Source organism: Primorskyibacter aestuariivivens (genome assembly GCF_028023675.1).
Classification (GTDB): domain Bacteria; phylum Pseudomonadota; class Alphaproteobacteria; order Rhodobacterales; family Rhodobacteraceae; genus Marinovum; species Marinovum aestuariivivens.
Genome location: NZ_JAQIOZ010000004.1, coordinates 333,205 through 348,111, shown reverse-complemented (window position 1 = coordinate 348,111; position 14,907 = coordinate 333,205). Strand labels below are relative to the sequence as shown.

9 protein-coding genes and 1 pseudogene are annotated in these 14,907 nt (G+C 58.1%); 3 read left to right on the top strand and 7 right to left on the bottom strand.

Annotated elements, in window-relative coordinates; all coding sequences use genetic code 11:
• The first annotated feature begins 93 nt into the window (after nt 1–93).
• Nucleotides 94–873: a dCTP deaminase/dUTPase family protein gene (locus PGB28_RS05580; protein WP_271420500.1), complete on the top strand. Its 780-nt coding sequence runs from the start codon at nt 94–96 to the stop codon at nt 871–873.
• Here the strand turns inward: PGB28_RS05580 and PGB28_RS05575 are convergent.
• From PGB28_RS05575 to PGB28_RS05550, 6 genes are all read right to left on the bottom strand, one after another.
• A complete protein-coding gene (locus PGB28_RS05575) occupies nt 870–2,942 on the bottom strand; it encodes an AIPR family protein (protein ID WP_271420499.1) in 2,073 nt (690 codons plus the stop codon). The genes PGB28_RS05580 and PGB28_RS05575 overlap by 4 nt on opposite strands.
• The gene (locus PGB28_RS05570; protein ID WP_271420498.1) at nt 2,935–3,933 is read right to left on the bottom strand and encodes a PD-(D/E)XK motif protein; all 999 of its coding nucleotides are present in this window, start codon (nt 3,931–3,933) and stop codon (nt 2,935–2,937) included. The genes PGB28_RS05575 and PGB28_RS05570 overlap by 8 nt, the downstream gene beginning before the upstream one ends.
• Entirely contained in the window at nt 3,884–6,622 is a 2,739-nt protein-coding gene (locus PGB28_RS05565; protein ID WP_271420497.1) for a Z1 domain-containing protein, read from the bottom strand. Before PGB28_RS05565 ends, PGB28_RS05570 begins: the two co-directional genes overlap by 50 nt.
• Entirely contained in the window at nt 6,619–8,109 is a 1,491-nt protein-coding gene (locus PGB28_RS05560) for an ATP-binding protein (RefSeq protein WP_271420496.1), read from the bottom strand. The genes PGB28_RS05565 and PGB28_RS05560 overlap by 4 nt, the downstream gene beginning before the upstream one ends.
• Before the next feature lie 142 nt (nt 8,110–8,251).
• Nucleotides 8,252–8,836: a hypothetical protein gene (locus PGB28_RS05555; RefSeq protein ID WP_271420495.1), complete on the bottom strand. Its 585-nt coding sequence runs from the start codon at nt 8,834–8,836 to the stop codon at nt 8,252–8,254.
• On the bottom strand, nt 8,836–9,270 hold the full coding sequence (locus tag PGB28_RS05550) for a helix-turn-helix domain-containing protein (RefSeq protein ID WP_271420494.1): 435 nt from the start codon (nt 9,268–9,270) through the stop codon (nt 8,836–8,838). Before PGB28_RS05550 ends, PGB28_RS05555 begins: the two co-directional genes overlap by 1 nt.
• A 359-nt stretch (nt 9,271–9,629) precedes the next feature.
• Here PGB28_RS05550 and PGB28_RS05545 point away from each other — a divergent pair, with 359 nt between their 5' ends.
• Nucleotides 9,630–10,724 carry a tyrosine-type recombinase/integrase gene (locus tag PGB28_RS05545; protein ID WP_271420493.1) on the top strand — a complete coding sequence of 365 codons (1,095 nt, stop codon included), beginning with the start codon at nt 9,630–9,632 and terminating at the stop codon, nt 10,722–10,724.
• 165 nt (nt 10,725–10,889) lie between these two features.
• Here PGB28_RS05545 and gph read toward each other — a convergent pair whose 3' ends face one another.
• Nucleotides 10,890–11,543 carry a phosphoglycolate phosphatase gene (gene gph / locus PGB28_RS05540; protein ID WP_271420492.1) on the bottom strand — a complete coding sequence of 218 codons (654 nt, stop codon included), beginning with the start codon at nt 11,541–11,543 and terminating at the stop codon, nt 10,890–10,892.
• Nucleotides 11,544–11,679: 136 nt separating this feature from the next.
• Between gph and PGB28_RS05535 the strand changes: the two are divergent.
• Nucleotides 11,680–14,879: pseudogene (locus PGB28_RS05535) on the top strand (2Fe-2S iron-sulfur cluster-binding protein).
• The last annotated feature ends 28 nt before the right edge of the window (nt 14,880–14,907 follow it).

Below are 14,907 nucleotides of genomic sequence, written 5' to 3'. Positions count from 1 at the left end.
CGCCTTGAACTCCGGCGAATGGTTCTTCCGTTTCGACATCTCTAATCTCCTTATCGTCGAAGACCAGCAGACAACAAATCGTAGCTTACGTCAGTGTCCGAATTTCAGGGGGTAGCTCAAACTGAACAAGACCTGCTTTCCAATTCCGAAACCGGGAACATCCGAGGCGGAAGCTACTATCTCAGAATCCACTCTATCATTCCTGCTGGCGAAGAAACCAAGTCCTACGACCCCAAGAACCCCAAGACCATCCACACCTTGGAGCCGGGCGGGTTAGCATGGGTAATCTCCGAAGAGAAGTTTCAGATCAAGAAAACGTCGGTGACAGCATTGGTCACGCTCAGAAGCGGGTTCACAAAGCGGGGTATGCTCGCACTGGATGTTGGGCTTGTCGACGCAAATTTTTTCGGCCCGATCGGAAGCTTGGTCATCAACTTTTCAAAGAAGCCGATTCGCCTAGACACCGGAGAAGAATTCTTTCGTGTTCTGTTCTTCGAGCATGCGGAAGCTAAAGGAGAGCAAATCCCGCATCTGCAAGAGTTTGACCACGAATCTTATGCAAGGAAGATTGTAGCAGACATGGTTGGCGATTTTTCAAGTTCATTTCTGCAAACAGCCGAGATGGAAGAACGCGTAAAAGAGGATCTCAAAGATGGGTTGGTTGAAAAGCTAGAGCCGGATATTTTGAGCCGTTTAGCCTACGGCTTCTTTAGAAAACACGGCGCCAAATTGGCTTTGTTTGTTTTTGCCGCTGTACTGTTTGGCTGGGGCCTAGGTGCAACCTTCGGATTTGGTAATTACTTCCATACTGAAGAGCAGATCAAGGAGATCATTAGGTCCTATCGTTTAGAACAAAAAGAGGAAAACCCCTAACCAGTATTGTCGCGAAAGCCTTCATCCTGAAGCTTGTTGAGCGCGCTCATCGCAATAGCGCACTGCTTGTCCGATGGCATCTTGTTCGGGATCGCGGCGCAGGTTTCCAGAACGCCATTTTCTCGCGGGGATAGAAGCCCACGTTCCCGAGCCCAGTTTCGTGCTTCGGCCCAGAACGCAGCACCGAGCCTGTGCACTTCGAGTTCAACCTCGACGCTGGTCTCGACAGCCTTATCCGCGCGGGCCTCTCTCGCGCGCTCATTGGCCAAATCCGGCGAGATCAGAACGCGGTCGAATTCCTCCGGATAGATCAACTCACGATCTTCCAATCCCTTCCAGCAAGCCTGCTTCTTGGCCCATTCGCTGAAGTTGCGCACGCCCTCAGGCGGGTGCGTGATGACGTCCTGTGCTTCGGCCGCTGCCACCAACAGCGCCGCCTTCAGATCGGGCGAAACATCCTGGTATCTCCAGACGGCGTCGAGGTCGACGACCATCTCCCGTTCCTCTGCATCATGCACGAGCTTGGCAATCGCATAGGTCACGATGTTGGCGCGGTAGCCGCCTTCATACCATTCCGCGCCCGAGACCAGTTTTTCGGTGGCCCGGAAGATGATGGTCTTTGCGATCATGCGCCTGAACCAGAGCTCATCGAACGCCGCACCTTCGGAACCCCAACGTTTGCCGATATGCTTGGCGAATTCCGCAAAGTTCTTCTGCGCACCAAGGCTCACGATGTGCGGCAGGCAAGCCCAGGTGTTCTCGAACTTGGCCAAATCGGTCTTCGTGAGGAACTGGGAGCGCGGGAACTCGGCATCGAACTTCTTTCGCTCTGCAATGGTCCTTCGCCCTCGTTCGTCGGCATATTGTCCTCGTGCGCGTTCATAGAACCATTTCGTGTCCCGATACCCGTCCTCTCCCCGCGCCAGAACTTTGCGCGACAGCTCTTCAGTCCGGATGTGGAAGGGGTGATTGGCGAAGAAGTCTGCTGCATTCACCTTGTTCTGACTGTTTGCGTATTCCGAGATGCGCGGGACAACGAGTTCGGACTGTTCTCGCGGAACGATGGTCAACTTCATCTGGACATGAACCTGTTCCAACTGCTCGACAAACGCCTTTCGCGCTGCGTGGAGTGAGGCCGTGGTCTGCCCACCATTGACGATCTGCAGATTGTCCGCGCGAACCAAGAGCTGGCCATGATCTCCTTGCTCCACCTCTATCGCGTCGGCCGTCGCACTGAGGCCGTTGTTGTAGGAAAAGAACATGTGCGGCTCATCGCGGATCGTGTTGCGGATGCCCTGATTCACCTTGCCGCGTGCCTGAAGAAAGCTTCTCACGTTGGCCTCGAGCAGGCGTGGTCCCCACTTGTCGTAGATGGCGGCCAGCTGCTTTCCGGGAATGACCGCCAGGTAGCTTTCGAGCGCACTATCGCTTCCGGAGGCCGCAAGAAGGGGAACACTCCCGCCGAAGTCTCTGTCGAAATCGATGATCAGATTCGCCCGTGCCTGTCCCTGTTCCATGTATTGCTTGAGACGCTTCAGGTCCCAGACGCTGAGGGTGACCGGTCTGCCATCAAGATCCTTCACGTTCGCCGCATCGGCACGGGCGCGAAAATCTGCATTAGTCACGATTATGAGCTTGACCTTCTCGACGTCCTTCCACGTCGTGGCGATGAGGTCGGCTACGCCGAACCCGGCACTGGTCTCTTCCAATTGCTCCCGGAAATCGGCCTTGAGGCTTGAAACAACAAATCTGTAGAGTCGCTGCAGAAGGCGCTGAATCTGTTCCTTGTTCTGAACACGCACCTCCTCGGACAGATCAAAGTCGCACAAGACGAGGCTCAGGACGCCATCGCCATCCCTTGGATCGCCGCCATAGCCGTCGAGCCGCATGGGATTGCTGGCACCCCCGCCCTCGAAATACGCTCTGTTTGCGCCATCCAATTCCCCGGCCTCGGTAAGCAGTTCGCCAACCTTCTCGAAAAACGCCTCGACCGTGACAAGGCCGAGGACGTCAGCATCGCCTTGAATGTCCGCGATGAGTTCATGATGGAATTCTTCCAGATCACTCATGGTCAAGCCCTCCTCGGATGACGTCGATCAGATCACCTTCCAATTTGAACGGTTCGCAGGCATCGAGAGCGATCGCGTACCGGACATTCTCCACACCCGGAACAAGAGGCGTGGAAATCCGGGGGAAACCTTCTGTCACCTCGTAATCGGTCGCAGCGCCAAGAAGCCATCGCCGCTCGTCGTAGTCGTTCTCGGGATCATATCCTGTCGAATAGAGCGTCTCCTCCCACGCTTCGAAGGCCGCGCCGTCTTCTTCGAACATCTCGGCCGTCATTCGCACGTGATCATGCAGGCTCTGACCTTCCGGCAGGACGGCCGACGCCACATTGATCACACGAAGGCACAGGCGGCTCCCTTCGACATCCGCAAGCTGGTCTTCGGACGAAATGGCCACGAACGGCTTTGCAGCAACCCGCCTTGCCTTCACCTCGACGCAGCTTCCGATAAGCTCGAAGTCCTTCGCCGAGCCAGTCGGGCCGGTCCAGGCCTCGATTGCAGTCTCTGGGCCGAATGCGGACACAAGGTCCCGAACGAAGGCCAACTCGCCGACAAGCCCCCGCTGCTCTTCAACGGACAGCCCATTGGTCTTTCCGCCGCGCAGAAGGTGATACCATCGCCGTGTACGTTGCAGCGCTCTGACGAGCGCCTCGTCGCGATCCGCACCTGCCTCTCCGGCCTCAACGACATCCCGGCAAAGGGTTTCGAATATCTCGACCTGACTTCGTTCCTTGAGGCCGAGAACGAATGCCGATCCGCCTGATACAGGTCGGAAGGATGCAACAAGGTTCTTCAACTTCGGCAAGCGGGGCAGTGGTTGCGGCAGGCCTGGCAGCCTCATCATCAGGCCCGGCATGCCTGCTTCCAGCACCACCCAGAAGAAATCGAAACGGCCCGCGACATCGACCCGCTTGGCTTCGTCAGGGGACAGTCTTTCCCAAGGATCATGAGGCTTCAAGTGCTGCCTCCTGATCATCGTCTTCGTCGTCTTCACCGAAGAGCTCCTGATAGCGAACCGTGTTCACCACATACTCGACCCTTTCGGCCGGACGTGAGGACACGGGAAGGCTTATGCCCCACGCCAACACGGGGTCGTCAGGTATCAGGCTGACTTCCTTGGCGTCTTCCTTTCCATCGGGTGCCTTTGCCTTAACGAAATGCAGAATGAACAACCCTCGATCTCTTTCGCGGCGGTAGATCGAGTCCGGATAGTTCACGCGCTCGCCGTCGGCCTTTCCTTTTTCCTCTCGATAGCGCGCCTCTGCTGCATCAGCCCTTGCCGGGTCGACGCCGGCCTTTTCGATCCCCCGTGACGCGACGCGCATTCGCTTCCCACTGAAGGACATGAACTCGTGCTGCAGATCATGAAGATCTACGTATCGCGTCGCGGGCACGATCGGCTTGCCAAGCGCCATGTCTGGCAGACCCTTGGCGAGACTTGGAATGAGTATGTCCCAATTCTGCAATTCGTCGGCTTTTCGTGCCCGAATATAACTCCGGACAGGCCCCGGATCAGTCGTCACGCTTTGCTCTGCATTGCGCCATCCGGCAAGGAACTCGTCTATGAATTCTACTGGCACACCGCGTACCAAGGTGCCCCAAGGCGAGCTTTCTTCCCTGAGGCTCGCTCCGTTCAGCTTCGAAACCAGCGACTTGGCGAGGCCGAGGTTTGCAGAAAGGTCGCTGGGCTTGATACTGACCTTCGAGGTTTCAACGAATTTGTTCGACAGACCTACAAGCGTTGTGACCTTCTTGCCCGACCCCATCTTGTTCCGCGCGGTCACCAGCAGTGAAGCGGGGTGGCTTCGCACAGCAAGGCCAAACATTCGAGGCGTTGCCTTTGCCTTCTCCATGGTGCGCAACTCATCATGCAACTCCTCGGCGGCCGTCGCTATGAACGAGTACCAATCAATTGCTTCGCCAGGCATCCATATGCGGCAAAGGTCCTCGTAGCCGCCCCTGTAGCCGAACCAGCGCCCCATCTGCATGAGTGTGTCGTACATCATGGTATTGCGCAGGAACCAGGTGACAGTCAGGCCCTCCAGCGTAAGGCCGCGCGACAAAGAGAAACCACCGACAGCAACGACGGTCTGGCCGCGCTCTCCGGAGTTCGAATAGTCCAGATCATTCGCGCGGCTGTTGACCTCGACGATTTTGGCGGATGCGAGCGCATCAAGAAGTTCGGACTGGATGGAGGGCCAGTCGAATTCTACGTCGGGGTACTCTTCCCGCCAGACACCATGTAGTGCGGCAATCTCCGGATCATTCAATGCGGCTGCGCCTCGGCTCGCGTTGATCCGAACAGAATTCTGAATCCGCTCGAGCGTTTCGTGAAGGCGATTTCGGAGGCGCCCCTGCACAGCGGTGAAACGGCTCGCGTTTACAAGCATCGAGCAATGCGCTCGTTTCTGGCCACGCATATTCCTGATGGTCCTTGCCAACAAGAAAGCGCGCAATGCCCGCGTCAGGGAGGACGGCAGTGCATCAAGTTCGTGATCGATCTTGTGCTTGACCGGCAGAATATCCTCGTTGTCGGTGATGTACCGAAGCCAGGTCGGATCGCCTTCCTCCGGCAGCCCATCCACGAAAATCTTGGTCGGGCCGAAGTAGTTGGTGGGTGCGTCCAGGCCGATGATGAAATCTCTCGGAAAGAGGTCTTCATTGTACATCTCGTCGTCCTGATCGGGGTCGATGAAGATGTTGGCGAACGGAGTTGCCGTGTACCCGACATAACAGCTCCGGTGGAACATGTTCAGCAGGTCGCGAATCTGCCTATTGATCGTGGTGACAAGCTTCTTACCGTATTTCGTGTTGATCGAAGCGTTGTCTGCTTCGTCATCAATCAGCAGCATCGGCTGGTCGATCATCTCCTGATCGCCGCGCGCACTGTTGTCCTTTAGCCAGTCGAGCAGGTTGGCGAGCGTGCGGTGGTTCTTCTTGATCACAAGGACGACAGGTACCTTGTACGAGTCGATCTCGCTCGTATTCGTGGATGCCGTGGCCTTGTTGAAGTCCCTTAGCGTGTTGGTGAGGCTGACAGGGGTGTTATTCGGGTCGAAATGACCGACGCCGATGATGTGTTTTGCCCCGCCTTTCTTGGTTTCCTGGGACTTCCCGGTATCGCGACCGATGAAACCTTCGTCGATCCTGGCCTGTGTCTGGTTGCGCAGGTTGTTGTGAATACCGGCAATGACGATGATCAATCTGTATCCGGCATCTGCAGCTTTGCAAATCAGCCCGGCATAGTTGGCGGTTTTTCCACTTTGAACGTGTCCTACCACCATGCCGCGTCGATCCCACGGCACATGCTTCTCGGGATTGCCAAGACGGCTGAGGATTTTGTCCGTAACCGTGTCCGTGGAAATAACCACGTCTTTCGGCAATCCGTTTTGCAGGAGCAATTTCTGGTAGCGGTTCCAGTAGAAAGGCTCGATCGACGGCTTCGCGTCATCCAGCCAAGGTTCGAAATCCTCGCTGTCAACCACTGCACCAAGTCCAGCCTTGATACCCTGCTTGTGCTCGATCTCCCGCGCAATCTGCTCGATCTCTTCATCGCTGAGGCCCGGCGGTACCAAAGCTGCGACGCCTCGGATCATACTGCGCAACTCGTCTTCGGTCTTCCGTGCCTGATTGAACAGGCCACTTTCGACCATGTTCTTCACTGTCTCGATGGCTTCACTCATGAATTTCGTGTCCTCAAGAATTCTTCCAGAATCGGTGCGGCGGCTTCCCACCGCACTCGCAAGAATGGGTTGCTCTGCATCGTGTCCGACAGGGCCTCGGAGGGCACACCGTTTTCCATCAGTGTCACTGCAAGGGAATAGACCAACTCTTCAAGGTCAGTTGCTGAAGTCTCGTCTGCCGCGACCACTTCCGCGTTCCCGACGAGCTCAGCATGCAGCGTCTCGATCGGTAGACCGGACCCAACGATGCGCAGGCAACGTTCGAAACCCTCTCGCAGCTCTTCTGGCAACTGCTCGGAATAGGTTCGAAAGACCGGGTGCTCCAGGTTGGGGCGGAAGACGATCTGCCCATCCTTCTGCACCCGATTCCAGATCGGAAACCGCGTTTCATCGACCAACTTCTGGCCTCGGCTGCGATAGGTGCGTTTGGATGTGCCAACGAACCTTTCCACCACCTTCTTCAGGCGCTCACGCACCACCGGCGGAAGCTGGGCCGAGGCCTTCTTGACGTCGATCTTCCACTCCGCATCCATCGTGTTCGGGATATCGACAGCGATCCGGCAGAGTTTCGTAAGTTCGGTCTGGCGTGCGAGGCCCAGCCATCCGCCCGCGATGATGAGACGTTGCTCGCGGTAGACATACAAGCCCTGAGACTTCAGATGCCCCTCAGGACCGCCAATTTCCTCCCACTCTTCCCGGCTCATCCGCTTGTGATGGGGAAGCGTATGGCATCTGATCAGGACGTCACCCTGACGCAGGCGAAGCACCTCCTCCGGGTCCTTCTGCGTGGCGGCATGAGACGTTGCCATGGGATCGTTGGGTTTCAGCGGGCGACCGTTGAGTGACAGTTTCAGCCGTGGCTTGGCGCCCTCCAAGAAGCGATGAAACACCAAGCGCAGATGATGCTCGGCACGGGACAACTCAGAGTTCATATGCTCGGCCCGCTTAGCGCGGTCATGGGTGTAGCCGCCACTCAAACGATCGAGTTTCTCCCAGATGACAACCGTTCCGGTCTCCGTGAGGAGGTCATGGCCTGTCACGAGTTCGGGGTTGTCGATGAGTTCGAGGCTCCAGTCGTTCCGTTTCGCGACGCGATCCAGGTCCCAGCGCGCGCAGGATGTTCGACCGTCTTGCCGCGTCAGAACCGTCAGACTTCGGCACTGCGAGAAGCTGGCACTCTTGAGGCCGAGGCCGAAACGACCGAGGTCTTCGGCCTCGCGCTCGTCGGTCGGGTTCTTCGACCCGAGACGCATCGCTTCGACCAGTTCGGTTTCCGTCATGCCCGAACCGTCGTCTGCCAGCGCGATCCATGGCTCATCCGCGACAGTGTCCGCGATCAGTTCCACCGTGCGCGCGCCAGCGGTGATGGCGTTGTCGATGATGTCGGCGAGAGCAGTCTCGAGGTTGTAGCCGAAGTCGCGATGGCCCTCGATGAGAGATGCCGCATAGGGTGTTGCATCCACCTCCCGAACAATATGCTCCGTCATCTTGGCCTCCTTTCGCCAAGACCAGAACGAAGAGCGACCAGCTGATCAGGTGACAATTTCCTCGGGCATGAAGGCGCAGAAAAACTGCCCAGAACCAAAGCGTTGACGACTGAACGGGACAAAATGGGAAAAATTGACAACGTCATGTGAAGCTATTGCTCGGTACGCGAATGCGCTCAGTCAGAAATTGTTCGAAGTTGGCGGTTGCAAGAGCTTGAGCACTGTCGTTGAGCTCGGCAGTCACAAATGCTTGGATCAAGCCGAAGAGGCCGAAAATCGCGATGCCGGGAAGCATCCAAAGCCAGGTGGTCAACGATCCGAAGTCTTCAAACAGCACGGGATAGAGGAGCGGCCAGATGATGAAAGGAATAGCTGCGAGTGCCATGATCCTGAACGGTTTCAGCTTGCGATCCGCTTCAGTCGAAAGACGCTCGTGTGTTTCTGCCAGGTTGCGTTCCCATGCAAGATATTCGTCTTCGATCTGGCCAGTCAGGTAGTGTCCGCAGCGACAATATTCGCGCGTGATGTATTCGATCTGGCCACACCCGGCGCAACGGGCCGCGTTGACGCTGTTGGCCTTAGGGCGCAATCCATTGGTCTCCCGCGCCTTCTTCGGGTCGACTTCCACACCGGCAACGCCTTCAAGCAGGCGTTCAACATCCGGGCCCAGCCGAAGCTTGCGCGGGCGCAGTTTTGCCACGTCGTCGGGGAGTTCTTCATCCAACATCAACTTACCAACCTCAAAACGCTATCAATCCTCGTGGTGTCCGGGCCGTCGCCTTCATTGGCCAACGACTCGGTGTTGAGGAACTCATCGAAGAGGAAATCGATGGCGTCCCATTTCTTTTCGGGGGTCACGGTCAAACCGCGTTCAATGATCCGGCGCTCGACGGCGATTCCGATCTTGCGATTGGCCGAGGCGATCTGCTCGTGCCTTCGGTTCTTTCCGTCCTCGGTATCGCCTTCCAGCATCCAGAGCGGATCGACGTCGAATTCCTCGTAGACTTTCAGAAGCAACTGGGCGGTCAAGTCTCGCTGGCCACGTTCGTAGTTCTGGTAAGCACTTCGACTGATACCCAGCTTTTGCGACATCTCCTCTTGAGAGAGTCGCGCCATGTTCCGTACTGCCGCAAGGCGATGTCCAAGGCCAACAACAGCCATGTTCAACTTTCGTTTGTATTTGTGTTGACCTCATTCGTAGTCATTTGTATCAAAAATAGATACGAACGATGGCGACACGCTTGATTCATGCAGTATCAGCGTAGTTTTGTTTCATTCTGGACGCAAAACGAAAACTCTCGCCTCGGTTTGTGAGCAAACGGTTTAAGGAGGCGAAGCGTGCAAAAGCTCTTGGAAACCCCGAAAGAACTGGCTGACCGCGTCGGCATTCCGGTGTCCAACGTGCGTTACCTGATCCGCGAGGACATGCTGGACCACATCTACACGGCCCCAGGGCGCCGAAACCCCAAGATCCCTTCCGGCGCATGGGAGCGGTACGTTGACAATTTCACGGTGAAGGCATGCCAAGAAGATCATCCCCGCCGCGCCTCGAGCGCGATCGCAAGCGCCCGTCCGAGGGCAACTGGTACATCTACTGGACCGAAGGGGGACGCAGCCGCGAGCACTCGACTAGCACTGGGGATCGCGACCAGGCTGAACTCTACTTCGCAGAATGGAAGCTGAGACGCTTCAGGCCGGAGCGTGCGGTCGAGCCGCATGAATTCTATGTTGCTGACGCGATTTCGCACTACCTTGCGAAGCGGCTTGATGACGTCACCGACCCGGAGCGACTGGCCAATGCTGCCAAGCCGATCATCCGGTTTTTTGATGGCTACTCCGTGGGCGACATCAACGATGCGCTCATCAAGGAGTACTGCCAGAAACGCCGAAAGGGTCGGGGCGACAAGGGGCTCAAAGACGGAACTCTGAGGCGAGAGCTCAGCCTGTTGTCCACCGCAATCCGGCGGGCCGAAGAAGACCAGTTGATCACGCGCAAGATCGCGGTACGGCTTCCGCCAAAGCCCGAGGGACGCATCCGCTTTCTGACCTGCGAAGAGGCGCTAACGCTGATCAGGGTGTCGCGAAGCTTTGATACCCCTTTGGAGGATGGCGGGCCCACGGAATCGAAGACCGAACACCTGACTCTGTTTCTCCGGATCGGATTGCTGACCGGCCAGCGAAAGGAAGCCATTCTGTCCTTGCGCTGGTCCGACATCGATTTCCATAGCAACATCATCTACTGGAACCCGATCGGGCGACGACGCACCAAGAAGGAGCGCCCGAGCTCGAGGTTGCCGGCCCGACTGAGGAAATACCTGTTGCGCAGGCGTAGGCGATTTCCTGAAGACGAATTCGTCATCACGCATCGCGGAAAGTCATTGCAGAACATCAAACGCGCGTTTCGGACGGCCGTTGTAGCCGCTGGTCTCGAGACCGAGGGAGACCGGAAAGTCGTGCCGCACACCTTAAGGCACACCTGCGCAACCTGGCTCATGCAGAAGGGCGCGCCCAAGTGGGACGCCTGCGGCTTTCTCGGGATGACCCTCGAGACGCTCGAAAAGAACTATGGGCATCACCATCCGGATCACCAGCGAGGCGCAGCGGACGCAATCTGATGTCCGGATCACATCCGGAAATAGATCAGTACAAACGTAAACAAAGGAGCAGCTAAATGAGAGTATACAACAATGATTACAGAGGCTTAAGGTCAGGCCCGATCCTTCGGGAGGCAGGGGCCGGAGGTTCGAATCCTCTCACTCCGACCAATTTTCACACATACGTCAAACGCCCGAAAGCGTCCCGGCGACCAGATCGGGCAAGTCATCGAACCGGTCGAAACGGGCCGTATGATAGAGCGCCTCAACTGCGGATTTCCGGTACCCTTCGGTAAAAAGCAGGAACGGAACCTGCGCCCGTTCTGCCGTTTCCGCATCCACGTCGCTGTCCCCCACATAGATCAACGGACCGTCGCCCAGCGCCTCTGCCGCGGCCCAGAGCATGTCCGGATCGGGCTTGCGCGTGGGCAGCGTGTCGCCCCCGACAACCGCATCAAATGGCGCAAAGCCCAGTGTCTCGAGGATATGTCGGGCAGGCGCTTCGGGTTTGTTGGTGCAGATCGCCAAGGCATGCCCATCGCTGCGCAACTGTGACAGCGCCTGCATCACGCCGGGATAAGGCGCGGTCATGGAACCTCCAAGCGCATTGAAATGTGAAAGCACCCGGTCGGTCAGGTCCGCATGCCGCGCCATATCCAGCCCCGTTGCCCGGATCACCCGTTCAACCAGCTTGGGCAGGCCGTTGCCGACAAACCCGGTTACCGTGGGCAAATCGAGTGTCGGTCCGCCCACCTCGTCCAGCATCCGCTGCACGGCGGCGTGAATTTCACCGGCACTGTCGATCAGCGTCCCATCAAGATCAAAAACGATACGTGCCACGGGGTCTGCCTCCTGATTTCTGGCGCAGAATTGCGGTTCGGCCCCGGATTGTCCACCTAGGCCAAGCAAGCCTTTCCCGCCCGGTCGCTCGTGTTACTTTGCGCCCATCACATTCCTGAAACGGGACGCAACGCGCATGGGCCTACGCCTGTTTTCCGACAAGACCCGCCCCGTCCACATGGGGCCATATCCGCTTGAAGCCTTGCGACGTGGTCCCATGCCCGATCTTGCCCGCATTCCCGGGATGCCCGGGACGTCTTTCCGCCGCCCTGAAAACCCCGCCAGCATTGTCAATGCCATGGGAGAGTATCAGGCCATGTTGGACGCGATCCGGGATGGGCTGGTCAACAAGGCTGTCGCGGACATCCCGCATGATCCGGAACAGCGCGCCGAACATCTGAAGGCGTTTGGCTATTTCAATGATGCGTCCATGGTCGGCATCTGCAGGCTGCACCCCGCCACGATTCTGCACGCCCCACGCCAAAACCCCGATATCGACCGGTTGGCCGAAGACCTGCGCACCCGCCAGACCAAGACGCTGGCTTCTGGCATTGACGTGATCATGGCCGATCTGCGCGAGTCCATGAAAGCCCCGCCAACCTCTGTTGCCGGGCATACACATGCCGTCGTGTTCCTGTATGAAAACCCGCGCGATCCCCGCCCCGACGAACCGGGCAGCGGCTGGATCGTCGATGCCAGCGCCCATCGCGGCGCGCTCAGGGCCAATGAAACGGCTTGCGTGATTGCCAATTTCATCCGCCTTCTAGGTTGGGATGCCAAGGCACATTCGGCCACCGCCTCGGATGTCTGTCTGTCCCGGCTGGCCGTTGCTGCGGGGCTGTGCCTGCCCGACGGAAAAACCGCGCCATTCATTGGTCAGAGCTTTGGTCTTGCGGCAGTGACCTGTACGCTTGAGCTGGCCATTGATGACGCGCTTGCGCCCGATCAACCCGGGTTTCTGCCGGGCTGGTGGCTGGGCATCGGGCACGCGAAATCGGCGCTCAACCGCGATCCTTTTGCGAGGCGCGATTTCGCCGCCGGTCCGCACCCGTTCGAGCGGCTCAAACGCGTCGACACTCCCACGACTTATATCGACGAGCCACGTGTCGCCCGCGTATCGCCCGCGTACCGAAACGCACCGACATGTTTGCCCGCGCCCAGTTCGGCGATATGGGCAAGCCGGTGCAGGACGGCACAAAGGGCGGGCACTACGTGCGCAAATCCGCGCCCAGCTCTGCCCAGCGCCGTGCGCTTGGGGCCTTCGTGCTCATTCAGGACGGGCCTGTTGAAACAGCGACCGATCAACCGACCGACGCCGCGCACAACGCGCTCAATATCACGGCCGCCTCCTATTTCCTTGGCATCGACGCGGTTGGCATTTCCCGCTGTCCCGAATGGGCATGGTACAGCCATGACGCCACGGGCGCGCCGATTGATCCGCCCCATGATCAGGCGATCAATATGATCATCGATCAGGGATACGAGACGATGGAAGGCGCATCGGGAGATGACTGGATATCCGTCGCGCAATCCATGCGCGCCTATCTGCGCTTTTCGCTGCTCGGAGGCGTGATTGCCAAGCAGATCCGCAATCTCGGTTACCCGGCCAAAGCGCATACGGTGATGGACGGCGAGGTGTTGCAACCGCCGCTGCTCCTGCTCTCGGGGCTGGGCGAGGTCTCGCGCATTGGCGAGGTGATCCTCAACCCCTATCTCGGCCCCCGGCTGAAATCCGGCGTCGTGACAACCACCATGCCGCTGGCCCATGACAAGCCGATTGATTTCGGCCTGCAGAACTTCTGCGAGAACTGTAACAAATGTGCGCGCGAATGCCCGTCCGGAGCCATCACGGCCGGACCAAAGCTCATGTTCAACGGCTACGAGATCTGGAAGAGCGACAGCCAGAAATGCGCCACCTACCGCATCACGACCGAGGGCGGCGCGATGTGCGGGCGATGCATGAAGACCTGCCCCTGGAATCTCGAAGGTCTGTTTGCCGAGGCCCCGTTCCGCTGGGCCGCGTCCAATATTCCGTCACTCGCCAAACCCCTGGCAGCGCTGGATGACCGGCTGGGCCATGGCGGGCTGAACGACACCAAGAAATGGTGGTGGGACATCGAGCTACAGGAGGATGGTGCCTATCGCCCCACACGCCACCCTCTGAACCGGCGTGATCTGCAAACCGATCTGGACCTGCGCTATGAGGATCAGACACTTGCGGTCTATCCCACGCCGCTGGCCCCGCACCCATGGCCCTACCCCTTCCCGATGGACCGCGAGGCCGGGATCGAAGCATATCAGGCCATGATCACCGCCGAAGACTACAAGCTGCGGCTGACACGCGGTGACACCAGTCATGTGCATGAATACCACGTGCCCGGCGACGCGCCGGTGATCCAGGTTCAGGTGACCAGGGCCGAGCGCATGACGCCCGATATCACCAAATATGAATTTGCCGCGCTCGACGGCAGCGATTTGCCGGAATGGATCGCCGGGGCGCATCTGGACATCGTCGTCGCGCCGGAATTCCTGCGGCAATATTCCATGTCCGGTGACCCGGCGGACCGCTCAAAATACCGGATCGGCGTGCTGCGCGAAGAGTCCGGGCGCGGCGGATCAAAGCTCATGCACCGGATTTTCACGCCGGGACGCAAGATCTTCGTCTCGAAACCGATCAACCATTTCGAACTGGTCGAAGACGCCACCAGGACATTTCTCATGGGGGGCGGTATTGGCATTACGCCGATGATCGCTTTCGCACATCGGCTGCATGCTTTGGGGCGCGACTTTGACTTACACTACTCGGTCAGCACCCGGGCCGATGCGGGGTATCTGGATGATATGCACGCCGCACCCTGGGCGGACAAGGTGCATCTGCATATCTCTGATGAAGGAACCCGCGCGGATCTGGATGCGCTTTTGGCGGGGTATCAACCGGGCTGGCACGTCTATACCTGCGGCCCGGACCGCTACATGGGCGCGGTGATTGCCGCTGCCGAAACCAGTGGCTTTCCGGATGAGGCGCGGCATCTGGAATATTTCTCGGTGCCGGATGTTCCGGAATATGAGAACCATCCCTTCACGCTTCGGCTCTCTGACGGTCGCCGTTTTCACATCCCCCCGGACAAATCCGCCACGGATGTACTGGCCGAAAACGGCATTCATATCGACGTAAAATGCTCTGACGGAATCTGCGGCGTCTGCAAATGCACGCTGCTTTCGGGCGAGGTGGAACACCGCGATTTCGTGCTGTCCAAGGCCCAGCGCAAGGATGCCATCATCCTGTGTCAAAGCCGCGCGGCACAAAAAGACGGTGAGATCGAAATCGAGCAGTAGAAACGATTTCTTGCAAAGAAATCAGACC